Origin of the sequence: Actinoplanes sp. NBRC 101535 (assembly GCF_030269225.1) — a bacterium.
GTDB lineage: Bacteria > Actinomycetota > Actinomycetes > Mycobacteriales > Micromonosporaceae > Actinoplanes > Actinoplanes rectilineatus.
Window position 1 is genome coordinate 20790 of record NZ_BSSY01000005.1, and the last position, 24663, is coordinate 45452.

Genomic DNA, 24663 nt, shown 5'->3' on the forward strand with positions numbered 1-24663 from the left:
CGCAGGGTGGGTGGTGTCGCACGAACCATCGGGAGTACGCCGTGAGCACACTGTTCGCCAACACCACCATCTACACGCCGCAGCCGGTCCGCGGCGATCTGCTGGTCGGCGGGACGAGGATCGTCGCCGTCGGACCGGACCTGGACGGCCGGGGTGCCAAGACCGTGGACGGCACCGGCCGGAGCGTCGTGCCGCTCACCTGTCCGCTCACACCGGGCAGCCCGGCCACGTTCGCCCTGGTCCCGGCGATCAGCGGGCCGTTCGAACGCTCCCTCTGGTGGCCGTCTCCGGAGATCGCCGTCTTCGACGAGGGCGAACGGGTGACGTCGTTCCTGCCCGGCCCGCCGCCGTCGGACTCGCCGCTGCTCGGCACCTGGATCGACGCCACCGGGTTCATCCACCAGCACCTGACCGCCGACGGCCGGTACGACGAGACCCGGGGCGGGCGGCCGCACGCGTACCAGGGAAGCTTCTGGATGGTCGGCGACCACATCGTGTACCGCGACGACCTGGGTTTCTGGGCCTACGGACGGTTCGACGGCGAGACGCTGCACCATGCCGGTTATACGTTCGCCCGGAAGTAGTCGAGGCCGTCCTGCCAGCGCCGGCGCCGTTCGTCCAGGGTCTGCTCCCACCACGGGGTGCCACGTTCGCCGAGGGCCACCTTCGCGATCTGCACCCGGGCGCGGGCGGGTGCCGGGTCCTGCCCGGACCGGGTGGCGGCCCCGACGTCCCGGCGTGCGGCCATCAGCGCCTTTCGCAGGGTGGCGGCCGCTTCTTCTCCGATCTCCGGGTCGGTGGCCCGCCAGCGGCGGCCGGACACGACGATGAAGTGCCCGTCCGGGGTGTGTTCCGGGGGTGTCCGTGTCACCGGCATCGCGCGCACCCTCTCCACCGTTCGACTGCTCCGGGGCGGGGATACCCACGGTGCCGGCGTTCATGCCGGTGCGGGGTCGTGGGCTGCGGAAACAGGGCGGACTGAGGAGTCCGCCATGCGGATCCCGTGACGGACCGATGGGTCCGGCGCTCTGCGGAGGGGACCGATCAGTCCAGCGAAGGGGACCGGTCGGTCCCGCGGAGGGACCGGTCAGTCCACGTGGCCGACGTCGTCGGTGATGCCGTCAGCGTCGACTGGAATCGATCTCTGACGGAGGGCGGGCGGTGGATCGCGGCGAGAAGACACCGGGAGCGAAGCCGGCCGGCGACGGGAGGACGAAGGCCGAGACTCCGAGACGCCGAGACGCCGGGCCGGGGCGTCGCCGCTGCCGTCCCGCGGGCCCGGAGAATCCCACAGCGCATTGACACACCCCCGATCCCGAAAACCGATGAGTCGATGATATCCCCAGCTCAACGGTCTGGTGGGGTGCTTAGCCGAGCCCCGTCACGGCGTGGAGCGGACCGCCTCGGCGATCGGGGTGGCGCCGTTGTTGAACGCGATGGCCTGACGGGCGGTGGCCGGATCGCCGAGCACGTTGGCGATGACGGCGGCGACATCGGCGCGGCTCACGGATCCGGCGGTGGCACCCTGGCTGGCGGTCTCGATGCGGCCGGTGGCCAGGTCGTCGGTGAGGCGGCTCGGGCGCAGGATCGTCCAGTCCAGCGAGGTCGCCTCCAGGTAGGTGTCGGCGGTGGCTTTCGCGTCCGCGTACGCGAAGAAGGCATTCTCGGGGTCCACGCCGTGCTCCGGACCGGCGCCGAAGTAGGAGACCATCACGAAGCGCTGGATCTTCGCCTCGGTGGCGGCGTCCATCGCGCGGATCGCGGCGTCCCGGTCGACGGCGTAGGTGCGGGCCGGGTTGCCGCCGCCGGCCCCCGCCGACCAGACGATCGCGTCGTGCCCGGCGAGCAGCTCGGCGAGATCGTCCACGCCGAGGTGCTCGACGTCGGCGACCGTGGCGGTCGCCCCGGTCGCGCCCACCTCCGCCTGGTGGTCCGGGTTGCGGATGACCGCGGTCACCTGGTGTCCGGCCTCGACGAGCAGCGGGTGCAGCAGCAAGGCCACCTTTCCGTGCCCGCCCACCACAAGAATCCTCATTGCCGCCACGTTACCCGGAAAGTCCTATCCTGCGGTGCTTGTGGCGAGCATTGCCTCGACGCCGTCGAGTATCCGGTCCAGACCGAATCGGAAGGTGCGATCAGGATCGGCCACCGCGTTGTACTCCTGTCCGGCCGCGGTGCCGACCCGGCCGGAGATCGGGTAGCGGCCCTCGGGCATCACCCGCTCGAGGACGGGCGCGTTGGCCGCCCACCACTGCGCGTCGGAGATGCCGGACGTCTCGGCGGTGCGCCGGGCGTCGATCGACATCCGTGCCGCGCCCGCGGTGAACGCCGCGATCGTGGTGACGATCTGGTCCATCGCGATGTCGCTGAGGCCGGCGCCCTCGACGGCGGCGAGCTGCCATTCGTAGCGGTCCGAGATGTTCGGCCCGATCCACGGCCGGCTGTCGCCGATCTGCAGCAGCCACGGGTGGCGGTGGAACTCGTCCCAGAGTTGCCGGGCGACGCCGGTCAGGCGGTCCCGGACGTCGCCTGAGTGCGGGGTCAGCTCCGGCTCGCCCATCACCTCGTCGACCATCAGGCCGATCAGTTCGCCGCGGCCGGGCACGTAGGTGTAGATCGACATCAGCTTGAGCCCGAGGCGTTCGGCGACTTTGCGCATGGAGAACGCGGGCAGGCCCTCCTCGTCGGCGACCGCGATCGCCGCCCGGATCACCTCGTCGACGCTGACCCGCTGTTTCGGTCCGCGCCGGCCCTGCGGTGTGCCCAGGGTGCGGCGCCAGAGCAGTTCCAGCGTCCGGTCGGTGTCCGTTCTCTCCACGTGCAGATCTTACCCCGTTGGGTGTACGGTGTTCCGCGCAGCCATTTTCCGTGAGGCATACGGAGTTTAGGAGTCGCGGTGCACACCTTGATTGCCCAGGGACTACGGAAGAGGTATGGCGACCTGCACGCCCTCGACGGCTTCGACCTGACCGTGGACGCCGGCGTGATCCACGGACTCCTCGGTCCCAACGGGGCCGGCAAGACCACCGCCGTCAAGGCGCTGGCCACCCTGATCGACGTCGACGAGGGGGCCGCCACCGTCGCCGGCCACGACGTGCGCACCCGGTCCGCCCAGGTCCGCCGCCAGATCGGCCTGATCGGCCAGCACGCCGCGGTCGACGAGATCCTCGGCGGCCGGCAGAACCTGGTGATGTTCGGCCGGCTCTACGGCCTCGCCAAGACGGCGGCCCGCGCCCGCGCCGACGAACTGCTGGACACTTTCGGACTGCTGGACGCTGCGGACCGCGCGGTCTCGACGTACAGCGGAGGAATGCGCCGCCGCCTGGACATCGCGGCCGGACTGATCCTGACGCCGGCCGTGCTCTTTCTCGACGAGCCGACGACGGGGCTCGACCCGCGCGCCCGCAACGAGGTCTGGCGCACCATCCGGGACACCGCCGCCCGCGGCACTACCGTGCTGCTGACGACGCAGTACCTGGATGAGGCCGACCAGCTTGCCGCCGAGATCTCGGTGATGAACCACGGCAGAGTCATCGCCACGGGTACGCCGGACGACCTGAAACGCCGGATCGGCGGGGACCGGGTGATCGTCACCGTGCCACCGCGGGACTCCCTGCCGGCGGTGGCCGCGAAGTTGTCCTGCACCGTTGATGAGGACACCCGGACGGTGACCGTCGAAGCGCCCCTGCGAACGGTCGTCCGGGCACTCGACGAGCTGGGCGTGGAGCCGGACGACCTGGTGCTGCGGCGTCCCACCCTCGACGAGGTGTTCCTGACCCTGACCGAGAAGGAGCAGATCCGTTGACCACCCTGCGGGCCGGCTGGATCATCACGCAACGCGACCTCGCCCATTGGGTACGCCAACCGTGGGGCCCGATCTTCGGACTGCTGTTCTCGATCATGCTGTTGTTGGTGTTCGGTTTCCTCTTCGGCGGGGCGATCCAGGTCCCCGGAGGCGGGGACTACATCGCGTTCCTGCTGCCCGGGATGCTGGCGCTGAGCATGATGTTCGGCGTCGAGGCGACCGCCACGGCGATGGGTGCGGACGCGCGCAAAGGCATCACCGACCGCTTCCGGTCCATGCCGATCGGCAACGCGGCGGTGGCGCTGGGCCGGGTCGGCGCGGACATGACGACCTCGGCGGCGGAGCTGTCCGTGCTGCTGGCGGGTGGTCTGCTGATCGGCTGGCGGATCACGTCGGACCCGGGGCCGGCGGCGCTGGCCGTACTCCTGCTGCTGCTCCTGCGGTTTGCGGTGCTCTGGATCGGCATCTTCCTCGGGCTGACGTTCCGCGGTGACGGGGCGACCGCGGCGGTGCAGGTTCTGGTCTGGCCCATCGGTTTCCTGTCCACGGCGATAGTGTCGGCGGAGACGATGCCCGGCTGGCTGGGCGCGCTGGCCTCCTGGAACCCGCTGTCCGCGACCGCGACGGCCACCCGCGACCTGTTCGGCAACCCGAGCGGCGTGACCGGCGGCATCCTGGCCGACCACGCGCTCCTGATGGCGTTCCTCTGGCCGCTGGTGATCACCGCTGTCTTCATGCCCCTGTCCGCCCGCGCCTACCGCCGCCTCCGAACCTGATCCCCGTCTCCGACCGAAAGCCTCGCCTTCCGTTCCCCGTCGCGGGTCGGGGTGGCCGTCACCCGGAGCGTTGATCGGGTGCGCTGGCCTGCCGCTTCGGGTAGGTCCCCGTTCCCCATCGCGGTTTCGGGTACGCCCGCGACCGCGGCGTCCAGATCCGTGTCCCCCCGACCCGTCGTTCCGGGACGCCGTCGTGGACGGCGCGAACGCCGTGATCATGCTGGATCGCGAGCAGCTCAACGGGCGCGGCCTGCGGCCGGTTTCAAGGACGAGGCGATGGCGCGGCACCTGGACGTCACCACCCGCACGAGTCGCCGGAGGACGTGCGGCTCTACACCGTCAAGAGCGGGGGATAGCACTACCGGGTCAGGGGAGTCTGCACCCCTGACCCGGCGGGGCCGGGCCGGAACAGTGAACGGCATGAGCCTCAAGACACTGGGAGCCGCGATCGTCGGCGCCGTCCTGCTGACCGGGCCGATCCACGCGGTCGCCTCGGCCAGCACGCGCGGCGCCCTGATCGATGTCGCGCCGGTGGCCGCCATGGACACCGCGCAGGTGAAGCAATACCTGACCGCTTTCGGACTCGACACCGCGGCGGTTCGCTACGGCGTGGACGCGAAGCGGATCCTCTACCGGACGGTCGACCCGGACGGCGAGCCGATCGAGGCGAGCGCGCTCGTCGTCCTGCCCCGCAGCGGGGACCGGGCGCCGCGCCAGGTGACCTGGTTGCACGGGACGACGGCCTACCGAGGTTCGGTCGCCTCGGTCGCCGACGGCAACGACCGGGCGGCGGCACTGTTCTTCGCCACGGCCGGGTTCCTGACCACCGCCCCGGACTATCTCGGTCTGGGTGCCGGGCCGGGATTTCATCCGTACGCGCACACGCCGTCCACCGTCACCGCCGCGGTCGACGCGCTGCGGGCCGCCCGGCAGCTGGCCGTCCGGTCCGGTCTGCGCCCCGATCCGCGGGTCGGAGTGACCGGGCATTCGCAGGGCGGTCTCGCGGCGATGGCCCTCGGCGCTGAGCTGCAACGCCGCGGCGACCTGGGCGGGCTGGCCCCGATCGCCGGGCCGATGCGGCCGAGTGTGCTGGTGGCGGACGCGCTGGACGGGCGGATCGCGAACGGGGTGGCCTATCTGGCGTACTGGACGGTGGCCTGGAACCGCCTCTACCACTGGTACGACGCGCCGGCCGAGGTGTTCCGGGACCCGTCGGTGCCGGAGCTGTTCGACGGCGAGCACCCGCACGAGGAGATCTTCGTGAACCTGCCGGGGACGGTGGGGGAGCTGTTCACCCCGGCCTGGCTCGAGCGCCTGCGGCAGCCGGTTCCGGAGCTGCTCGCCGCCGACCGGTACTGCGACTGGCGTCCGGGCGTACCCGTGACGCTCTATGCCGCCTCCGGGGACCGGGACGTGCCGATCGCTAACTCGGCGTGGTGCCGGGACCGTCTCGGCGGGGCGGCTCGGCTGATCGATCTCGGACCGGAGACCGATCATGCGGAGACTCCTAGGCTCGCCCTGCCCAGGATCCTCGCCACCTTCGCCCGAGGATGACGACGACCGGTGTGAGCAGCAGCAGGAGGACGAAGACCCGGCGCGGCGACAGGTGGAGCCCGGCGAGAGGCGACCAGCCCCGCAGCAGCACGTCGGCCGGCTCCAGGGCCTGGGCGGACGCCCGGATCAGCACGGTACGGTCGCCGTCCGGCAGCAGGCGCACCAGGTTCGTCGAGGTCACCGGTGCCAGATCGACCTCCCCGTCTCGCCAGGGGGAGGCGGGGGAGCCGGTGAGGTATTCGACCAGGACCGGGTCGTCGGTGTCCCGCCACCAGCCGACGGCCCGCACCGCGTAGGCGCCGTCCACCCGGTGGGCCGGGCCGGTCGCCCGGCCGGTGTCGATCGCGACGGCCTGCACGGTCCAGCCCGCCGCGGACCCGGTGGGGGACAGAACCAGTAGGCCGCGGCCGTCCGGGGTCCAGGCGCCTCGTCCGGCCAGCCTGCTCCCGGCCGGGATCGGCACCTCACCGGCAGGGGCGCCGTCGAGGCCGACGATCCGGATCCGGTCGCCGTCCTGGACGGCGATCCGGGTGCTGTCCGGGGAGAACGCGACCGCCCACCCCCGGGCCGGCCAGCGGCCCCACGCGACGGCGGTGATCTCGTGCCGCCGTTCCTTCGTGTCGACGATCTGCAGCGTCCGGGCCGGCCGGTCCACCGCGGTGGCGTCGAGGTTCGTCAGGACGGCCAGGTGCCGGCCGTCCGGCGACCAGGCCTGCGGTGCGTACGACAGATCGTCGTCCGGTCCCTCGGCGCCGACGTCGGCGGGGTTGTCGCTGATGTCCTGGGAATAGTAACTCTGCGTCATATGCGTGCCGTTCGGGGACAGTACGGTGTCGATGCCGGCCGTCCCGTATCCCCACACCGAGCGGTTCGTGTCACCTGCCGGACCGGCCAGTCCGAGATACTGGCCGTGCGCCGTGGTGCGCCAGGTGTCGTCCGAGGTCACGACGGTCGTCCGGCCGGCCGCCGGGCGCTCGGGGTCGCGCCGGCTTGTCGGCGGCAGCGTCGCGGGGACGGCCAGAACCGCGGGCGCGTCGAGAGTCGCGACGGCCGCCCCGGCCCCGCGGACCGATGCTGATCCCGCCAGCCCACCGCAGGTCAGCAGGCAGATGTTCATCAAAGCGAGGGTACGCATGCCGAGGCAGCCTACGTCACCGACGGTGACCGTGGTCAGGCGGTCATGGTCTCCAGCGCCGCCATCGCCTGCAGGGTCAGCAGCCGGGCGTTCTCCAGCGCGACCACCTCCCAGCGGTCCGCCCGCCACAGCACCACGAACAGCTGCATGGAGAACCGCGTCGCCGGCGGCTCCTGCTCGCCCGGCATCAGGATGCCGACCCGGCTGTGGACCACGCCGACGCCCGGGCTCACCTCCTCGGCGACCACCACCTCGCCCTTGACCAGCTGCGAACCCTTCATCGCCGTGCCCAGCAGCACCTTGTGCTGCTCCACCGCCTCGGTGCGGCTGCGGTAGACGGTCCCCTCCAGTTCGGCGAAGACGACGTCCTCCGCGAAGTCGGCGAAGAAGCCCTCGACATCCCCCCGGTTCCAGGCCTCGTACATGCGCAGCGGGATGGTGCTCATCGACGCGACGTTCTGTTCCACTGTTCTGCCCTCTCGATGTCTCCTGAGGTTCCGATCCTCGCCGGGCCGAGAGGGAGAAGCCGTGACGATCCGTGCCAACCGGCTGGACATCAGCGCCCGGATGTCAGGGTCGAGGGGTTGTAGCCGTACGTCGCCGTGAACAGCCGGCTGAAGTGGGCCGGGTCGGCGAAACCCCACCGGGCCGCCACCGCCGCGACGCCGTGCCCGGCGGCCAGGTCGGCGCGGCACCGTTCCAGCCGGCGCCGGCGGATCAGGGCCGCCACGGTCAGCGGTTCGCCCTCGAAGAGCCGGTGCAGGCGGCGCAGCGAGATGTGGTGCGCGGCGGCGACCGCCGCCGGGCAGAGGCCCCGGTCACTGAGACGGGCCTCGACGAAACCGGTGATCCGGTTGCGCAGGACGTCGTCGGGGGCCGGCCGGACGTCGCGCAGCGGGGCGGCCAGGGCGACGGCGATCAGCGCGATCACGGCATCGGCGGACCGGGCCGCCTCGTCGTCGCGGAACCCCGTCACCGAGCGGGCCATGTCCCGGGCGAGGGCGCCTACCAGGGCCGCCGGACCGTGATCGCCGCGGATGCGTACCCCGGCGAGACGATCGACGTCCGCTGCGGCGAGCCGCAGCGTGGTCCGCGGCACCATCATCGTCACGCTCGTGGTGTCGGTGGTGGCGAAACTGACCGGGCGGGCCGGGTCGAGCAGCATCAGATCGCCCGGCCCGAGTACCGCCGTGCCGTTGGAATGCTCGGCCCGGACGTAGCCGCGGGTCACCAGCTCGAGCTGCCACATGCCGGCGTCGGCGTCCCGGGCGGACCGCGCGGTCCGGAAGCACTCGCCCTCCGGGGTGACGAGTTCGGCGAGCCGCAGCGGCCCGAGGTCGCGGACCACGATCCCGGCCCGGAACCCGTCCCCGGCGTGGCGCTTGCCGATCAGCGGTGGCAGCCCGCTGCGGGAGAGCTCGTCGAGGAAGGCGTCGGCACCACTCATACCGCCACTTTAGGAGTCGAAGGAGAAGCCGAAGAGGCTGGCGGTTCGCAGGAGAAGCCCGTCACGGCCGCTGCGGTCGGCGCGGGCTATCGCCCGGCGGATGACCTGGACCGCCGGGTACGCGAGCGGCTCCGGCGGGATCCGCAGCGGCCGGCGGGTGGCCATCCGCAGCCGGGCCCGCGGGGTGTCCGCGCCGGCCAGCAGGTCCAGCATCACGGTGCCGGCGAACCGGGTCGCCGCCACACCGAGACCGGTGAAACCGCTGCTGTACGCGACCTTCCCGCCCATCGCCACGCCCTGGAACGCGGCCAGCTGCGTCGACATGTCGATCATGCCGCCCCAGCTGTGGGTGAAACGGACGTCGCCGAGTTGCGGGAAGGTGCGCAGGAAGTGGTCGGCGAGACGGGCGAAGGTCTCCGGGCGCTGGTCGAACTCGGGCCGGACGCCGCCGCCACGGTGGTAGACGGCGTCGTACCCGCCCCAGAGGATCCGGTTGTCGGCGGTCTTGCGGTAGTAGTGGAACTGCCGGGACCAGTCGGAGATGCCGAACCCGCCGTGCCAGCCGATGTCGTCGATCTGGGCTTCGGTGAGCGGTTCGGTCATCAGGACGTAGTCGTAGATCGGCAGGGTCAGCATCCGGTTGCGCCGCAGCAACGACGGGAAGCCGTTGGTGGCCAGCACGACCTGCCGGGCCCGGACGGTGCCCATCCCGGTGGTGGCACGGACCGCACCGCCCTCGTCGGCGAGCCGGGTCACCGGGGTGTGCTCGAAGACGCGGACGCCCAGCCGCAGGCAGGCCGCCCGGAGTCCCCAGGCCAGTTTGGCCGGGTGGACCAGGGCCGCGCCGGTCTCCCGGAACGCGCCGGCGCGGTACAGCGGGGAGCGGACCAGCCCGGCCAGTTCGTCCCGGTCCAGGAAACGCCCGGGTGCCGCGCGCAGGTCGGCGATCTGGTGGTGTTCGGTGGCGACGTCCAGCGCGCCGCCCTCGTGGAACTCGGCGTCGATCCCGTGCCGGTCGAGCGCGGTCCGGAACTCGGTGAAGTTCTCCTCGGCCAGGGCTTCGAGGACGGCCAGGTCGACGGCGAAGTTGCGCAGCCCGTTCTCCGGTCCGTGCGTGAGGCTGGCCTCGACGAATCCGCCGTTGCGCCCGCTCGCCGCCCAGCCGATCTCGTTGCTCTCGACCAGGACCACGTCGCGCCCGGGATCGTTCTCCTTGGCCTGCAGGGCGCTCCACAGACCGCAGTAGCCGCCGCCGATGATCAGCAGGTCCGCGTCGGTGCCGCCGATCAGGGCGGGTTGCGGGGCGGGACGGCCGGGGTCCTCGAGCCAGAACGGTGTGCGGGCCGCGCCGGCGAGTGCCGTGCGGATCCGCGACTCCTCGGTCCTGATGTCGAGGTCGTAGGCCGGTCTGTCCGCCTGCATGCTGATCCTCCCTGGTCAGAGCCCCAGGAAACCGTCCGGCTATTCTTATGTCAATGCGTTGACATAAGGAGCCGATCAGATGGCGACCTCACGACCCACCGGAAACCGGGTACGCCGGCGGCCGACGCGCAGCGGCGTGGTCCTCGAACCGGACATGATCATCGATGCGGCGCTGCGGCTGATCGAGGCGCCCGGCGGCAACGCGCTCACCGTCCGGCGTCTCGGTGTCGAACTCGGAGCCGACCCCAGCACGGTCTACCGCTACTTCCGGGATCTCGACGCCCTGCTCATCGCGATCGCAGATAGATTGATCAGTGACTCGATGGCCGGTTTTGAACCCGGGGAGGACTGGGCGGAGTCGCTGCGCGAGATGGGTGAACGGGTGCACGCCTCGATGCTCGCCCACCCGCGGCTGGCCCCGCTGCGGGCCAGCCGGTTCACCGCCGGACCGAACGAGATGCGCGCCGACGACATCGGCATCGGCCTGCTGCTCCGGGCCGGGTTCCCGGCCGGCGAGGCGGTCCGGCACTGGAGCGACTACATCGACGCGGTGCTGGCCCTGGCCGCGATGGACGCCGCCGAGACGACCCCGCGGCAGGAGCAGTCCGACGTCGAGGCGCTCACCCGGGCGTACGCATCGGTGTCCGAAAATGATTATCCCAACCTGGCAGCGGTACGGGACGAGCTGGCGCAGGTCACGAAGTCGGCGTTCCCGGGCGTGATGGCCAAGATGATCGATGCGTTGCGGGCCCTAAGCTTGTCCGGTGCGCGTGGACTTCGAGGCTGAGTTGTGGTTGTGGGAGTCCCGGAGCGACAGCTGGACGTTCGTCTCGCTGCCGGCCGACGAGTCCGAGGAGATCAAGGAGCTGGTCGGCGGTCTGCGCCGCGGCTTCGGCTCCGTCCGGGTCCGGGTGACGATCGGCGCCACCACCTGGCGCACCTCGATCTTCCCGGACGCGAAACGCGGCGCCTACGTCCTGCCCGTCAAACGCGACGTGCGCCGGTCCGAGGCGCTCGGCGTCGGCGACCGGGCCGCGGTGACCGTCGAGCTGATCGACATCTGACCAGTGCTTGACCCGGCGCTCCGGCTGCCGATCAGCCCCGAAACGGGGGCGACCGGGGGAGCTGGTTCCAGTGGGCGGCAACGAACGGGCCAGGCTGGCCGAGCTGCACGAGTACGGACTCCTGGACCTGCCGGCCGGTGACGAGTTGGAGGCGCTGGTCCGGCTGGCGGCGGCCGCGGTCGGTGTCCCGTACGGCACCCTGAACCTGATCGACGAGAACCGGCAGTGCCAGCTGACCACGGTGGGTTTCGACGGTGGGGACTCGGCCCGGTCCGACTCGATGTGCGCGGTCCACTTCCAGGACGGCGAGCCGGTGTGTCTGGCCGACGCCCGCGAGCACCCCGGGTACGCCACCAACCCCTGGGTGACCGGCATCCTGGGCGACGTCCGGTTCTACCTCTCCGTCCCGTTGGTCACCCCGGGTGGGCACGCGCTCGGCACCCTCTGCCTGTTCGACACCGAGCCGGGCGAGGCCGGCGCCGAGCGGGTGGCCCGCGCGGTCGACGCGGCCGGGGTGGTGGTCGCCCAGTTCGAGCGCCGCCGCCAGGCCCGGATCAACGCGGAACTGGCCGCGGAGGCCGACCGGCAGCGGGAACGGTTCGCCGTGGCGGTCCGGGAGCTGGAGGTCCGGGCCGAGTTCATCGGCGCGGTGCTGGAGACGATCGACGTCGGCATCGTGGCGGCGGACCGGACCGGCCACCTGACCCTGTTCAACCGGGCGTCGCGGGACTTCCACGGGCTGGACGCCGATCCGGAGCTGCACCCGGACCTGCACGCCCAGCGGTACGGCCTGTTCCACGCCGACGGCGTCACCCCGCTCGGCCCGGCGGACGTGCCGCTGGCCCGGGCTCTGCACGACGGCAAGGTCACCGACGCCGAGATGGTGATCGCCCCCGAGCACGGTCCGGCGATCCGGGTGCTGGTGTCCGGCCGGGCCCTGGTCGGCTCGGACGGCGGGGTGCTGGGCGCCGTGGTGGTGCAACGCGACATCACCCGGGAGCGGCAGGTGCAGACCGCGGTGCAGGCGGCGCAGCAGCGCGAGACGGAACGCCTCCGCGCGACGATCACGGCGCAGCGGGAGCTGACCGCGGCGGCGACCGACCGGGAGCGCGTGGTGCGGCTGGTGGTGGACCGGACGGCCGCGGCGCTGCCGGGCAGTACCGAGGTCATCGTCTCGCTGCTCGACGACGACGGTGTGCTGCGGGTGGCCGCGGCGACGCCGGAGGTGACGTTCCTGGTCGGCCGGGAACTGGACCCGGGCACGTCGCTGACCGGCACCGCGATGTCCACCGGCGTCACCCGCCGCTGCGGGGACGTCGAGGCCGAGCCGGGCGCCGACCGGGACACCTGCCGGGCGATCGGGATCGCCGCGCTGATGGTCGCGCCGCTGTTCGCCGGCGGGTCGGTGATCGGTGCGGTGACCGTCGGCGCGGACCACCGGCACGCGTTCGACGAGAACGACGAGCAGCAGCTCACCCTGCTCGCCGATGCGTGCAGCGGGGCCCTGCGGCACGCCGGTGACGCCGACCGGCAGGCGCAGCTGATGGCCCAGATCGCCGAACGGGCCCAGCTGCTCGACCTCACCCAGGACGCGGTGATCGTGCGATCCCTCCAGGGCCGGATCCAGTACTGGAATCCGGCCGCGGAACGGGTCTACGGCTGGTCGGCGCAGGTCGCGGCGGGCCACGACGTGGACCGTCTGCTGGCCACCACCTGGCTGGGCGGCGCCGACCGGGAGAGCGTCACCGGCATCCTGCTGGAGCAGGGCGAGTGGGAAGGCGAACTGGAGCACCGGCGGGCGGACGGCCGGAGGGTGACCATTCTCAGCCGTCAGGCGCTGCAACGGGACGCGGCGGGACGTCCGGCCGGGGTGCTCTCCATCAACACCGACATCTCCGCCCGGCGGACGGCCGAGCTGGCGCTGTCCGCCAGTGAGGAGCGGTTCCGGTCGCAGTTCACGTACTCGACGGTGGGCCAGATGATCCGCGGCCTGGACGACACGATCGAGGACGTCAACCCGGCGTTCGCGGCGATGCTCGGGTACGCCCGGGAGCAGCTGATCGGCACGACAGCCGACCGGGTGTACGACCCGGCCGTCAGCGAGTCCCGGCACGCCGCGCTGGCCGCCATGTTCGCCGGGGAGAGCGACGCGGTCAGCGCGGAGGGCCATCTGGTCCGGGCCGACGGCACGCTGCTCGACGTGCACATGAACATCTCCGCGGTACGCGACTCGGGCGGCCAGCCGGAGCGGTTCATCGGCGTGTACCAGGACATCACCGACCGGCGGACGGCCGAGGCCGAGCGGGACGCCGCGATGGGTTCGCTGGCCGCCAAGAACGCCCAGCTGGAGGAGGCCAACCAGCTCAAGCTGGACCTGATCGGGATGCTCGGGCACGAGATCGGCAACCCGCTGTGCGCGATCATCGGCAACACCGAGACCGCCCTGGACAACTGGGACGACCTGCCACCGGCCCGGCAGCGCCGGCTGGTCGAGGTGGTCGACCGCAACGCGCACCGCCTGGACGCCATCGTGCGGGAGGTGCTCGCGCTGGTGGCCCTGGACGCCGGGAAGCTGACCGCGCACCCGGAGCCGACCCCGGTCCGGGAGCGGTTGCTCGCCGCCGTCGCGGCGAGCGGGGACGAGCCGGTGCTCTCCGGCGCGGACGGGGTGGCGGCGCTGGTGCAGCCGGGCCACCTGGATCAGATCATCACCAATCTGCTGTCCAACGCCGCCAAGTACGGCGGTGGGGCGACCGCGGTCGACGTGCGCCGGGACGGCCGGACGGTGCTGATCGGTGTGACGGACGAGGGGGCCGGGGTACCGGAGGGGTTCCGGCCGCAGCTGTTCGAGCGGTTCGCCCGTAGCGGGGCGACCGCGGGCCGGGTGAGGGGGACGGGACTGGGCCTGTACATCGTGCGGGAGCTGGCCCGGGCGAACCGTGGTGATGTCACGTACCGGCCACGGCCGGGCGGCGGTTCGGTCTTCACCCTTGCTCTTCCGGCTGTCCCCTGAGGGAAAAGGTCCTGCTCAGTGCCGGTTTGGTGTTCGTTACAATGAAGGGTCCGGGTTTGTTGCTGTAGTGCAAGCATCTCGGGGATACTGCACCCGGGTGACAGGAGGACGACGACGGTGGAGGCCGCGGTGGAGTGGGCAGCACGGCTGCATCACCTGTGGCGTTCGGTCACCTCGATCACGGTTCGTGACGAGCTGGCCGCCCTGGTCCTACCGCCCCTGCAGGCGCTGCCCGGAGTGGTCGCCGTCTGGGGGCTGCGGCACGGCCCCGGCCTCACCGTCATCGAGCACCGGTGGTCCGGCCACGAGCCGGACCCCGCCCAGATCGAGGTGTCCCGGGCCCTGTCCGCCGATGCCGGCGAACAACCCCGGGTGATCCCACTCGACGGCACCCCGCTCGCGGGCGTGGCCGACCAGGCCGTGGTGTCCCGCTTCGACGTCGCCGGTGACCCCGCCGGCACCTTCCTCGTGCTGACCGCACCGGGCGCCGACACCGGCCGGATCACCACCTGCCTCGCCCAGGTCGTCGAGGTCACCCGCGAGGCGGTCCGCGCCATCGTGGTACGCCGTGGCGAACAGCTCCAGCAGACCCGCGACGCCCTGCTCGCCGAGGCGTCCCTGCAGATGGACGCGGTCCTCGACACCGCCCAGACGATGCGCCGGGTGCCCCGGATGGCGGTGCCGGCCATCGCCGAGGGCTGCCTGGTCTACGTGGTCGAGGACGGCAAGCCGGTGATGCGCAGCGCCGTGCACGTCGACATGCGCCGCCTCTCCGCCCTGCTCGGCGACCCGGCCGTCGCCGACCGGCTGATCGCGCTGGCCGACCGGACGATCCGCGGCGGCGGAACCGAACCCGGTGACGCCGAGGCCCTCGACGCGCGGATCGTCGAACCGCAGGTCCTGCGTACCCGAGGGCGGGTGATCGGGGTCCTGATCTTCGTCTTCGACCGGGCCGACAGCCAGGTTCCACCGGCGTCCTTCCTGCGCGACCTGGCGTCGCGGGCCGCGCTCGCGATCGACAACAGCACGCTCTACGAGGAGCGCCGCCGCGAGGTGGTGACCATGCAGCAGCACCTGCTGCCGACCCGCCTGCCGGTGATCCCCGGTCTGCGGATCGCCGCCTCCTACACCGTCGGCGACCAGATCCTCGAAGTCGGCGGCGACTTCTACGACGTCGTCACCGCCGGGAACGGCGCCGCCGCGGCAGTGATCGGCGACGTCTGCGGCCGGGGCGTCGACGCCGCCGCGCTCACCGGGATGGCCCGGCACACCCTGGCCGCGCTGCTGCAGGAGGACGCCCCGCCGGTCCGGGCCATGCACCGGCTCAACACCCGGCTGCGCCTCGACGGCTCGTGGCGGTTCGTCACCGCCGGCGTCGCCCTGCTGCGCCCCGGACCGGACGGCGTCGCGGTGGACTGGACCTCCGCCGGCCACCCCGCGCCGGTGGTGATGCGCCGCGGCGGCCCGGCCGAACGCGGCACCGGCGGGGGCGTGCCGCTCGGGGTGCTCGCCGAGCCGCGGACCGGCCGGTCCCGCGTGCTGCTCGGTCCCGGGGATACGCTGGTGATCTTCACGGACGGGTTGACCGAGAGCCGGGACGCCGACGGCCGCATGTTCGAGGAGCAGGCGCTCGGGGAAACCCTCGAGCGTCTCCGGGACGCGCCGGTGGAGAACCTGGTCGACGAACTCAGCCGAGCCTCGGCCGCGTTCGGCGGCACCCTCCCCGACGACGTCGCGGTGCTGGCGATACGCGCGGGGGAGCAACCGGAGTGAACGACGATCTGATCTTCGTGGTGGAGGACACCGACGAGGACGTGGAAGCCATCGACCGGGCGATCAGCCGGTCCCACCCCGACGTGCAGGTGGAGTTCTTCCGCTCCGGCACGGAGGTCCAGCCCCGCCTCGCCGACGGCACCCCGCACCCGCGCCTGCTGCTGCTCGACCTGAACATGCCGGGCGAGAGCGGCCTGGACGTGGTCCGCTGGATCCGGGCCCGCCGCGACCTCGACGGCCTCACCGTCGTGGTGTTCACCTCGTCGGAGGACCAGGCCGAAGCGGACGCCTGCTACGCGGCCGGCGCCGACTCCTACATTTATAAGCCGCTGAACTTCGCCCTGTTCCAGAGCGTGCTGGCGCAGACCCTGAACTACTGGGGGAAGGTCGCCCGCACGGTCGTGCCGCCACCCGGGGACTCCTCCGCCCACACCTGACCGCCGTGCCGCTCCACGATGCGGCGCACGATCGCCAGGCCCGCGCCCGACCCCGGCGCCGCCGCCGGGTGCAGCCTGCGGAACAACTGGAACGCCTGCTCCCGCAGGTGCGGTGGCATGCCGATGCCGTTGTCGCGTACGAAGAACGAAGCCTCATCGACGCCCACCGCAACCGTGCGGCGACCCTCCGGCCGGGCGTACTTCGCGGCGTTGACCAGCAGATTCACCAGCACCTGGTCGAACAGCACCGGATCGGCCACCACCACCGTCCCCGGCTCCGGCAACTCCACCTCGACGTCGTGCTCACCCAACCGCGGCCCGGCCACCTCCAGGGCACCGGCCACCGCCGCCCGCAACTCCACCGGCTGCCGGTGCAGGTCGGTACGCCCGATCCGCGAGTAGTACAACAACGCGTTGAGCAGCTCGTCCATCCGGGTGGCCAGCCGCTGGATCGACTCCAGCCGTCGCACGGTCACCGAATCCATCCCGTCCGCCGCGTCCTCGGCGATGAACGTGGCCGTGTTCGCGATCCCGCGCAACGGCTCCTTCAGATCGTGGGCGGCCGCGTGCGCGAACGAATCCAGATCGACGTTGCTGCGGCTCAACTCGACGTTGAGCGCGGACAACTGCCGGGCATGCGCCAAGGCGATCCCGGTCAGCGCCCGCCCCAACTCCACCGCCATCGCCAGGTCGGTCGCCGACCACGGCCTGCAACGTCCCCGGGTCGACGCCAGGAACACCGCCGTCGACCCGCGCGGAGTCAGCCGCCGCCCGTGCGGGCCCAGCGACACCGGCTCGGCCGGGTCGGTGGCCCAGCGCCGGGACACGGTGCGCTCACGGCGTACCCACACCACGCAGTCCCCGTCCACGCCGGTAGGCAGCACCAGCACCCCCTTGACCGGGTGGCCGGCGAGGTCCGGCAGGTCCTCGCCGAGCCGGTCGCTGTGCCACACCGCGCCGGCCGCCGGAACCGGCAGACGCTCCAGCAGACCCGGCAGATCCGGCAGGTTGCCGTGCGCCACCACCGTGCCGGCGATCCGCACCACCACCCCGTCGCAGTCGATCACCCCGGCGAGCCCGGCCGGGTCCGCCGGCCACGGGCCGAAACCCTCCATCAGCCGGGCGATGGCGGTCCGCGACTGCTCCCGGGCGGCGGTCTCGTCGCGTTCCCGCAACGCCGCCAGGTGCAGCGACAGGGCCACACCGAAGAACTCACACGCCGCCCGGACCTGCGGATTCAAGGTGTTCGGCGTGGTGCCGTGACAGGCGATCAGCCCCCACAACCGGCCGCCGGACAGCAGCGACACCGACATCGACGACGTCACCCCGATGTTGCGAAGATATTCCAGGTGGAACGGGGACACCGTCCGCAACACCGACATCGACAGATCCAGCGGCGGATCGGCCGGCGGCACCAGCCGGGCCGTCGGATCGTCCACGTCGGCGATCACCCGGATCCAGTTCCGCTCGTACAGGCGGCGGGCCTGCGGCGGGATGTCGGTCGCCGGGAACCACAGGCCCAGCCACGGCTCCGCGCCCTCGGCCACATCCTCGGCGATCACCTCACCGGGCCCCTCGAGAGACTCGAACCGGTAGGCGACCACCCGGTCGTACCCGGTCAGCGCCCGGACCTCGGTCACCGCGGCCCGGCAGGCCGCCACCACCGTGGTGGCCTGCTGCAACCGCATCAGCGCCTGCCGCACCAGGGAGTAGAACGCCGGGAACTCGGCCGCTGGGCTCCCCGGCTCGAACTCCAGCACCAGCATCCCGTCGGACCGGAACACCGTCGCGTCGAACCGGCGACCCGCGATCTCCACCGGCATCATCGCGGTCTGCCCGGTGTCCGCCTCGGCCAGCCCGGTCAACGCGGCCACCTGGGCGCTGCCGAGCAGCCGCTCGACCGGTGTGCCGAGCAGCCCCGGGAAACCGAGCACCGCCCCGGCGTTCTCGCTGACCACCGCGATCACACCGTCGCGGGCGGCGACCAGCGCCCCGTACGACTGCACGCCACCGAGCCGGTGGATCGGCTCCCGCACGCAGGCGGTCAGGTCGAAGGCCGCCCCGACCTCACGTTCGGCGGCCGCTTCCCGCTCGGACAGCCAGCCCGGCACACGATCATCCACGCCGCACCCTAACCCGTGCCGCCGGCCAGCCCGAGCGTGGCCGCGCCTCTCTCCAGCCGGCCGCCGTCCCGCGGGGTCGGTGGCCGCGGTGGCGTGGGGCCGGCGGTGACGGTGCGCTCGGCGCTGTCCGGGTCGTCGGGATCCCACCGCACCCCCTTGCCCGGGTAGGCGACCGCGACGAAGTACACCGCCCCGCAGATCGTCAACGCGGCGGTCAGCCCGGCGGCCAGCAGAGCGGCGCCGGCGATGCCGCCGACGGGGATGCCCGCCCACGCGTACGCCGTGATCAACGTCCGCACCCGCCCGCGCAACCCGGGCGGGATCCGCTCGAACTGCACCGCCTCGATGATCGGGTTGGCCGCCCCCGACCCCAGACCGGCGATGGCGAACACCAGCAGCACCTGCTCCGGCGGCAGATCCAGGGCGAGCGCGACGAACCGCGACACCCCGGCCACCAGGAACCCGGTGAGGTACACGGCCCGCCGGTTCAGCCGGTCCCCGATCCCGGCGGTGATCAGCGCGGTCAGCACGGCGGCCGCCGCGAACACCCCGATCGCCAGCCCCGCGTAGGCCGGACTGTGCCCCCGGCTGTGCGCCCACACCGGCAGCAGAATCGTCAGGAACGCCTGGTCCAGAAAGTTCGTGATCACGAACATCACGGTCAGGGCCCGCAACGACCGCTCCTGGTGCAGGTGCGCGGCACCCTGCCGCAGCCGCTGGAAATAGTTGCCGTCCGACTCCGGCGGCGCCGGATCGGTGCGGATCATCGAAGAGATCAGCGAGGCGGAGGCGAGCAGCGCCGCGGTCAGCCACAGCGTGTGCGGCGCCCCGTAGGAGGCGATCAGCAGCCCCGCCAGCGCCGGGCCACCCGCGGTGGCGGCCCGTTCGACCGCGGTGGCCAGCCCGGTCCCGCGTTCCAGCGGTTGTCCGGCTGCTGCCGTGGCCGTCGGCAGCAGGATCGACTTCGCGGCGTTGGCGGGCCCGTCGGCCGAACCGACGATCGCCATCACCACCATCAACATCCACATCGGGGCGCTACCGGCCGCGGCGAGCAACACCATGGCCACCGCGGAGATCATGTCCCCGGCGATGGCCACCCGGCGCGGCCCGATCCGGTCCATCAGCGGACCGGTCGCGATCTGCATCCCCACGTACGGCAGGGTCTGGCAGAGCGCGACCAGGCCGGTCTGCGCGGGGCTGCCGGTGCTGGTCAGCACCAGCCAGGGCACCGCGATGAGCAGCATCCGGGCAGCGCTGAGCGCGCACGCCTGTGCGCCGAGCACGGCGACGAGCGCGCTGCTGGACCGGGTCACCACCCGCCGGTCCCGAGAGAGGCGGTCGGTAGCAGTCTGGTGATATCACGACTACACATCCGACTCATCATCTTCGATTTTCCCGTACGGGTGACACGGGATCACCCGACCGTGTTCCTTGTTGCTGGTAGGAGCCCTGAATTTTGTTAGAATGTCGCCGCGGCGAGATCATTTGCGTTCTATTTCTTGTACGAGCCACACCTTCCTCGGCAATCGGGCCGTCCCGTCGTGGCCCGGTCGCCTGCTCCCGCCCCACGCGCCCACGTGCCGCGGCGTCCGCCCGCTCAACTTTTCGTGTGCGGGAGGCGACGGCACCCCATCCCGTGATCGGGTGCCGTCGCCCTCTCACGTGGGTAGCCAGCCGTCCCCAGCCCCATGATCGGGGTCCCTTGCCGCCCGGCGTTCCGCTGCGGCAGGTGGCCGCACCCGCTCCCGTGATCGGGTGCGTTTGCTGTCTCGCGGTGGGGGCGACTGCACCCGGTCGCGTGATCGGGTGTGTTTGCTGTCTCGTGGTGGGGGCGACTGCACCCGGTCGCGTGATCGGGTGTGTTTGCTGTCTCGTGGTGGGGGCGTCCGCACCCGGTCGCGCGATCGGGTGCGTTCGCTGTCTCGTGGTGGGGGCGTCCGCACCCGGTCGCGTGATCGGGTGCGTTTGTAGGCTCGTAGTGGGGGTCGATCGCACCCAGTTCGGTGATCGGGTGCAGTCGCCCTTCCATAACGGCGGGTGTCCCGTCCCGTCGGTTTGATCGGGAGTCTTCGTCGTTCGTCGGTTTCCGCTGCAGGGGGCGGTAGCACCCGGTCGCGTGATCGGGTGTGTTTGCCGTCTCGTGGTGGGGTCATCCGCACCCAGTCCTGTGATCGGGTGCCCTTGCCCTCCGGTAGCGGCTGGTGCCAGTCCCCGGTCGCGTGATCGGGTGCGGGTGCCGCTCGGTGGTCTCCGATCCGGGCGGTGAGCGCACCCGACTGCTTGATCGGGAACCGGTATCCGGAGCTGGCGCTCATGGCACCCGTTCGGCTGACTGGGTGTCTTCGCCGTCCTTCTGCGGCCGGTGCTGTGGTCGCACCGGTCCCGTGATCGGGTGAGTTCATTGCGTCGCGGTGGGTGATGACCGCGAAACCGCGTTCCGCGCAGCGCCGGTAGAAGCCGGCCAGCGGAGATGATGGCCCGTTGCCGTTCCGGCGGGCTCGTGATCGGGTGCGCTCACCGCCGAGACGTCTCCGGTGGGGAGATGGCTGCACCCGATCTTGAGTTTGGGTTCGCCTGTCGGCCCTTTGGCGGGGCCGAGCGCACCCGATCATTAGATCGGGGACGCTCACAGGGCGCGTAGCTCCGGTGGATGGTTAGCTGACCCGATCGCATGATCGGGTGCGCTCGCCGCGCTGGGGTGGGGCGTGTGCGCACCCAACGGCATGATCGGGTGCGCTCGCCGCGCTGGGGTGGGGCGTGTGCGCACCCAACGGCATGATCGGGTGCGCTCGCCGCGCTGGGGTGGGGCGTGTGCGCACCCAACGGCACGATCGGGTGCGCTCGCCATTGGGGATCTTCGGTAATCGGTGGCTGCACCCGGTGGGCGGTGGTTGCACCCGCTTCAACGGTTGGGTGCCGACACCGGTGCCGGTGCCTGCCGTTCGCCGGGGCTTGGGGGTCGGCGGTCGGCGGTCGGGGGCCGGGGGTCAGAGAAGAAAACGATCCAACTCGATGTTGTGTTGGTTGGTCGCGGTTTGTGGTTGAGCGGTCGTTGAAGGCGTCGAGTGGGGGCACGGGCGGGCTGGTGGTGCGGATGCGGTTCAGTTGGGTGGGGAGGATGCCGGGTGGGCGGTGCGGATGCGGTTCAGCTCGGCGAAGAGGGCGTCGGGACCGGGGGTCATCGAACCGACGACGACGGTGAAGGACGGGCGGCCGCGGCGGAGGTGCGGGCGCTGGACCGGCGCCGTGCCCTCCAGGTGGCGGACGTTCTCCACGCGGTCAGGGATGATCACCAGGCGGGTCAGGGAACCCATGAGACGGCGTTCCACCGCGGCCACCGACGACCAGGGCAGGAACATCGGGCGGCGCAGGGTGGGCGTGAACGCGATGCCGGCTTCGGTGAGGCGGATTCGGGCCAGGGAGTCGCGCCGGAGGAGGGCGAAGGCGGCGGACGCGCCGACCGGGCCGGCCACGAGGGGGATCATGTCGGAGGCGTCGACGGTGGCGCTGCCCGCTATCAGCATCGCGATCAGCCGGGTCAGGATGACGGCGGTGACGGCCCACCCGGTGATGGTCAGCCACATCCGGCCGCGGTTCACCTGAAAGTCCACCCCCGCATTATGGACCTTGACAGCGGGCGGGTATCGACGGCGGTAGCGTCGGGGTGTGGGTCTGCCTGGTGACAGTCATGTGCACAGTGAATGGTCGTGGGACACCACGGCTGCCTCGATGGAACGGACGTGTGCGCGGGCCCTTCACATCGGGCTGCCTGCTGTCGCTTTCACGGAGCATTTCGATCACACCGTGTGGCGGATTGCGGTCGACGGGCCGTACAAGATGGACAATCTCACCCGGCTGGCGGACGACGACGGCGTCCTGACCCCACCGGTCTTCGATTCTCAAGGGTATCTCGCGGCTGTCGAGCGCTGCCGGGAGCTGTTCCCGGGGTTGCGGATTCTCAGTGGTGTCGAGGTGGGGGAGCCGCACTGGCATGCCGAACCGGTCGGGCGTGTGCTGGCCGGGGGCGGCTTCGACCGGGTGCTCGGGTCGCTGCACTGCCTGCCGGACCGGGGGAGTTTCGCCGAACCGTGGCTGATCTTTCCGCACCGGGACGCGCGCGAGGTGATGCGGGAATACCTCGGTGCCGTCGCCACGATGGCGGCGATGGACGGGGTGTTCGAGGTGCTGGCGCACATCGACTACCCGCTGCGGTTCTGGCCGGCGCAGACTGCCGGGGTGTTCGATCCGGCCGACTTCGAGGAGGAGTTCCGGCACGCGCTGCGGATCACCGCCGGTTCCGGGCGGGCGCTGGAGGTCAACACCCGGCTGCCGATGGACGCCACGATTCTGCGCTGGTGGCATCAGGAGGGCGGGGAGGCGATCACGTTCGGCAGTGACGCCCACACGCCGGACGCGGTCGGGCACGGGTTCGCCGCTGCGGCGCACATGGCTGAGGCGTACGGGTTCCGGCCCGGCGCGGACCGGCATGCGCTGTGGGGGCGGGTGGACTGATCGCGGATCGCGATGGGTCAGGGTGCACCCGGATCGCAACCGGCAAACGTCAGGACGGGGCCCGCCGGGCCGAACCATAGGGGGTACAGGGAGGAGACCCCGCGATGTCCGACACCTCCATAGCCGTCGCGGCCGAGCGGTACAGGTCCGCGGTGGACGCCGTACCCGAAGTGCTGGAACTCGCATCGGAGGCCTGCCAGGTCCCGATGGCCGCGCTCAAGGTCGTCGGCGGGGGCAGTGCCCACTTCGCCGCGACGCTCGGCATTCAGACGGTGGTCGACGTGCCCCAGTCGATGTCGCTCTGCGACATCGTGTCCGCGGCCGACGACACCATGGTCATCAATGATGCGGCGCGTGACCCGCGCCTGTCGACGCACCCGCTGGTCCGCGGCACCGAGCACGTCCGGTTCCTGGGCGCCGCCCCGCTGCACCACGACGGGCAGATCGTCGGGGCGCTGTGCGTGTTCGACGATGCGCCGCGCCGCCGCAACACCGACACGATCAGCCGGCTGCTGTCGCGGATCGCCCGCCGGGTGGACGCCGAGACGAACCTGCGGCACCTGCTCACCCATCAGCCGTTCCCGGTCGCGAAGGACCAGGACGAGGTGATCTCGGCGATCTCGCACGAGATCCGGACGCCCCTGGCGGTGATCCGGGGCAGCCTGGAGATCCTGGCGGGTTCGATCGCCCCGGGTTCCGAGCGGCCGCTCGACGCGATCGCCCGCAACACCGACCGTCTCTGCCGTACGGTCGACAACCTGCTGTGCGCGGCCGATCAGCAGAGCCGCGAGCCGGTCGGGGAGCCGCGCCTGACGGACCTGGCGACCGTGGTGTCCGCGGCGGCGACCGGTCTGGGCCCGTGTGCGCACCGGCTGCGGATGGACCTGCCCGCCGCGCCGATCCGGATCGTTGCGGACGTCCGTCTGCTCGCCATCGCCGTCGGTCACCTGCTCAGCAACGCGCTCGGCTTCGGCGGACCGGACAAACCGGTCGATATAGCGATCACCGCCGAACCGCAGCCGACGGTGACCGTTCGCGATCAGGGTCCCGGGTTGGCGCCGGCCGAACTGGAGATCATCGGCCGGCCGTTCGTCCGGGGTGACGCCGCCCGCCGGGAGCAGGCGCCCGGCCTCGGCCTCGGCCTGTCGATCAGTCGCCGGATCGTCGAGGCGCAGGGCGGTTACCTGCTGCTGGAGAGCACGCCGGGGGCGGGTCTCACCGCCCGGATCCTGCTGCCGCCAGCCTGACCGTGACGAGGACCCGCTTGCCGTCGCGGCGGGCGGTGGCGTGCCCGGTCCGGACGACGTCGTCGAGGCGCAGACCGATCGGTCCGCCCTCGTCGAGGAAGTTGCGCCACCAGTTCTTCGCGTCCGGCATCATCACCTCGATCGTCACGCCGTCGGCGGTCCGGCGGTAGGCCACCGGGATGCTGAACTCCGTGCCGGACCGCCGGCCGGTGTACGTCACGACGGTCATCCGCCGGTTGACGAGCCGCCCCCAGCGGGGCGAGTTCTGCAGTCCGACGACGCAGCTGTTGAACCGGTCGACGAAAACGGTCACGGGTCGTGCCTGAGTACGCATGACGGCGACGCTATCCGCCGA

General features: G+C 71.7%; 22 protein-coding genes. 11 read left to right on the plus strand and 11 right to left on the minus strand.

Annotation, left to right across the window (positions count from 1 at the left end):
• The first annotated feature begins 41 nt into the window (after positions 1-41).
• A complete protein-coding gene (locus tag QSK32_RS15000; protein WP_285472266.1) occupies positions 42-584 on the plus strand; it encodes an Atu4866 domain-containing protein in 543 nt (180 codons plus the stop codon).
• Here QSK32_RS15000 and QSK32_RS15005 read toward each other — a convergent pair.
• The 3 genes from QSK32_RS15005 to QSK32_RS15015 all read right to left on the minus strand — a co-directional run bounded on the left by QSK32_RS15005 (position 563) and on the right by QSK32_RS15015 (position 2818).
• On the minus strand, positions 563-877 hold the full coding sequence (locus QSK32_RS15005; RefSeq protein WP_045741012.1) for a hypothetical protein: 315 nt from the start codon (positions 875-877) through the stop codon (positions 563-565). The genes QSK32_RS15000 and QSK32_RS15005 overlap by 22 nt on opposite strands.
• A 504-nt stretch (positions 878-1381) precedes the next feature.
• On the minus strand, positions 1382-2035 hold the full coding sequence (locus QSK32_RS15010) for an SDR family oxidoreductase (RefSeq protein WP_285472267.1): 654 nt from the start codon (positions 2033-2035) through the stop codon (positions 1382-1384).
• A 24-nt stretch (positions 2036-2059) separates the two neighbouring features.
• Complete coding sequence (locus QSK32_RS15015) at positions 2060-2818, minus strand: TetR/AcrR family transcriptional regulator (protein WP_285472268.1); 759 nt, start codon at positions 2816-2818, stop codon at positions 2060-2062.
• A 78-nt stretch (positions 2819-2896) separates the two neighbouring features.
• On the opposite strand from QSK32_RS15015, the gene QSK32_RS15020 reads away from it, so the two are divergent.
• The 3 genes from QSK32_RS15020 (at position 2897) to QSK32_RS15030 (ending at position 6135) form a co-directional block, all read left to right on the plus strand.
• Positions 2897-3805 carry an ATP-binding cassette domain-containing protein gene (locus QSK32_RS15020; RefSeq protein ID WP_285472269.1) on the plus strand — a complete coding sequence of 303 codons (909 nt, stop codon included), beginning with the start codon at positions 2897-2899 and terminating at the stop codon, positions 3803-3805.
• On the plus strand, positions 3802-4581 hold the full coding sequence (locus tag QSK32_RS15025) for an ABC transporter permease (RefSeq protein ID WP_045741008.1): 780 nt from the start codon (positions 3802-3804) through the stop codon (positions 4579-4581). The genes QSK32_RS15020 and QSK32_RS15025 overlap by 4 nt, the downstream gene beginning before the upstream one ends.
• Positions 4582-5001: 420 nt before the next feature.
• A complete protein-coding gene (locus tag QSK32_RS15030) occupies positions 5002-6135 on the plus strand; it encodes an alpha/beta hydrolase (RefSeq protein ID WP_045741007.1) in 1134 nt (377 codons plus the stop codon).
• Here the strand turns inward: QSK32_RS15030 and QSK32_RS15035 are convergent.
• The 4 genes from QSK32_RS15035 to QSK32_RS15050 form a co-directional block, all read right to left on the minus strand.
• The gene (locus QSK32_RS15035) at positions 6089-7270 is read right to left on the minus strand and encodes a hypothetical protein (protein WP_285472270.1); all 1182 of its coding nucleotides are present in this window, start codon (positions 7268-7270) and stop codon (positions 6089-6091) included. The genes QSK32_RS15030 and QSK32_RS15035 overlap by 47 nt on opposite strands.
• Before the next feature lie 35 nt (positions 7271-7305).
• Positions 7306-7716 carry an SgcJ/EcaC family oxidoreductase gene (locus tag QSK32_RS15040; protein ID WP_285472271.1) on the minus strand — a complete coding sequence of 137 codons (411 nt, stop codon included), beginning with the start codon at positions 7714-7716 and terminating at the stop codon, positions 7306-7308.
• A gap of 110 nt (positions 7717-7826) precedes the next feature.
• Complete coding sequence (locus QSK32_RS15045; protein WP_045741005.1) at positions 7827-8717, minus strand: helix-turn-helix domain-containing protein; 891 nt, start codon at positions 8715-8717, stop codon at positions 7827-7829.
• 9 nt (positions 8718-8726) lie between these two features.
• Entirely contained in the window at positions 8727-10139 is a 1413-nt protein-coding gene (locus QSK32_RS15050; protein ID WP_045741004.1) for an NAD(P)/FAD-dependent oxidoreductase, read from the minus strand.
• A gap of 79 nt (positions 10140-10218) precedes the next feature.
• Between QSK32_RS15050 and QSK32_RS15055 the strand changes: the two genes are divergently transcribed.
• From QSK32_RS15055 to QSK32_RS15075, 5 genes are all read left to right on the plus strand, one after another.
• Positions 10219-10926: a TetR/AcrR family transcriptional regulator gene (locus tag QSK32_RS15055; protein ID WP_045741003.1), complete on the plus strand. Its 708-nt coding sequence runs from the start codon at positions 10219-10221 to the stop codon at positions 10924-10926.
• A complete protein-coding gene (locus QSK32_RS15060; RefSeq protein ID WP_045741002.1) occupies positions 10904-11203 on the plus strand; it encodes a DUF1905 domain-containing protein in 300 nt (99 codons plus the stop codon). Before QSK32_RS15055 ends, QSK32_RS15060 begins: the two co-directional genes overlap by 23 nt.
• Before the next feature lie 70 nt (positions 11204-11273).
• Positions 11274-14216 carry a PAS domain S-box protein gene (locus QSK32_RS15065; RefSeq protein WP_052720228.1) on the plus strand — a complete coding sequence of 981 codons (2943 nt, stop codon included), beginning with the start codon at positions 11274-11276 and terminating at the stop codon, positions 14214-14216.
• A 129-nt stretch (positions 14217-14345) separates the two neighbouring features.
• Entirely contained in the window at positions 14346-15989 is a 1644-nt protein-coding gene (locus tag QSK32_RS15070) for a PP2C family protein-serine/threonine phosphatase (protein WP_285472272.1), read from the plus strand.
• Complete coding sequence (locus tag QSK32_RS15075; RefSeq protein ID WP_045741001.1) at positions 15986-16426, plus strand: response regulator; 441 nt, start codon at positions 15986-15988, stop codon at positions 16424-16426. The genes QSK32_RS15070 and QSK32_RS15075 overlap by 4 nt, the downstream gene beginning before the upstream one ends.
• On the opposite strand, the gene QSK32_RS15080 is transcribed toward QSK32_RS15075, so the two are convergent.
• The 3 genes from QSK32_RS15080 to QSK32_RS15090 form a co-directional block, all read right to left on the minus strand.
• Complete coding sequence (locus QSK32_RS15080) at positions 16363-18549, minus strand: ATP-binding protein (RefSeq protein WP_285472273.1); 2187 nt, start codon at positions 18547-18549, stop codon at positions 16363-16365. The two genes, QSK32_RS15075 and QSK32_RS15080, sit on opposite strands and share 64 nt — an antisense overlap.
• A gap of 8 nt (positions 18550-18557) precedes the next feature.
• Entirely contained in the window at positions 18558-19865 is a 1308-nt protein-coding gene (locus QSK32_RS15085) for an MFS transporter (protein WP_063775471.1), read from the minus strand.
• A gap of 1785 nt (positions 19866-21650) precedes the next feature.
• Entirely contained in the window at positions 21651-22160 is a 510-nt protein-coding gene (locus QSK32_RS15090) for a hypothetical protein (RefSeq protein WP_285472274.1), read from the minus strand.
• A gap of 79 nt (positions 22161-22239) precedes the next feature.
• Here QSK32_RS15090 and QSK32_RS15095 point away from each other — a divergent pair, with 79 nt between their 5' ends.
• Positions 22240-23061, plus strand: a complete 822-nt coding sequence (locus QSK32_RS15095; protein ID WP_285472566.1) for a PHP domain-containing protein — start codon at positions 22240-22242, stop codon at positions 23059-23061.
• Positions 23062-23165: 104 nt separating this feature from the next.
• A complete protein-coding gene (locus QSK32_RS15100; protein ID WP_045743838.1) occupies positions 23166-24308 on the plus strand; it encodes a GAF domain-containing sensor histidine kinase in 1143 nt (380 codons plus the stop codon).
• On the opposite strand, the gene QSK32_RS15105 is transcribed toward QSK32_RS15100, so the two are convergent.
• Entirely contained in the window at positions 24277-24642 is a 366-nt protein-coding gene (locus QSK32_RS15105) for a hypothetical protein (protein ID WP_045743837.1), read from the minus strand. The genes QSK32_RS15100 and QSK32_RS15105 overlap by 32 nt on opposite strands.
• Positions 24643-24663 lie beyond the last annotated feature (21 nt).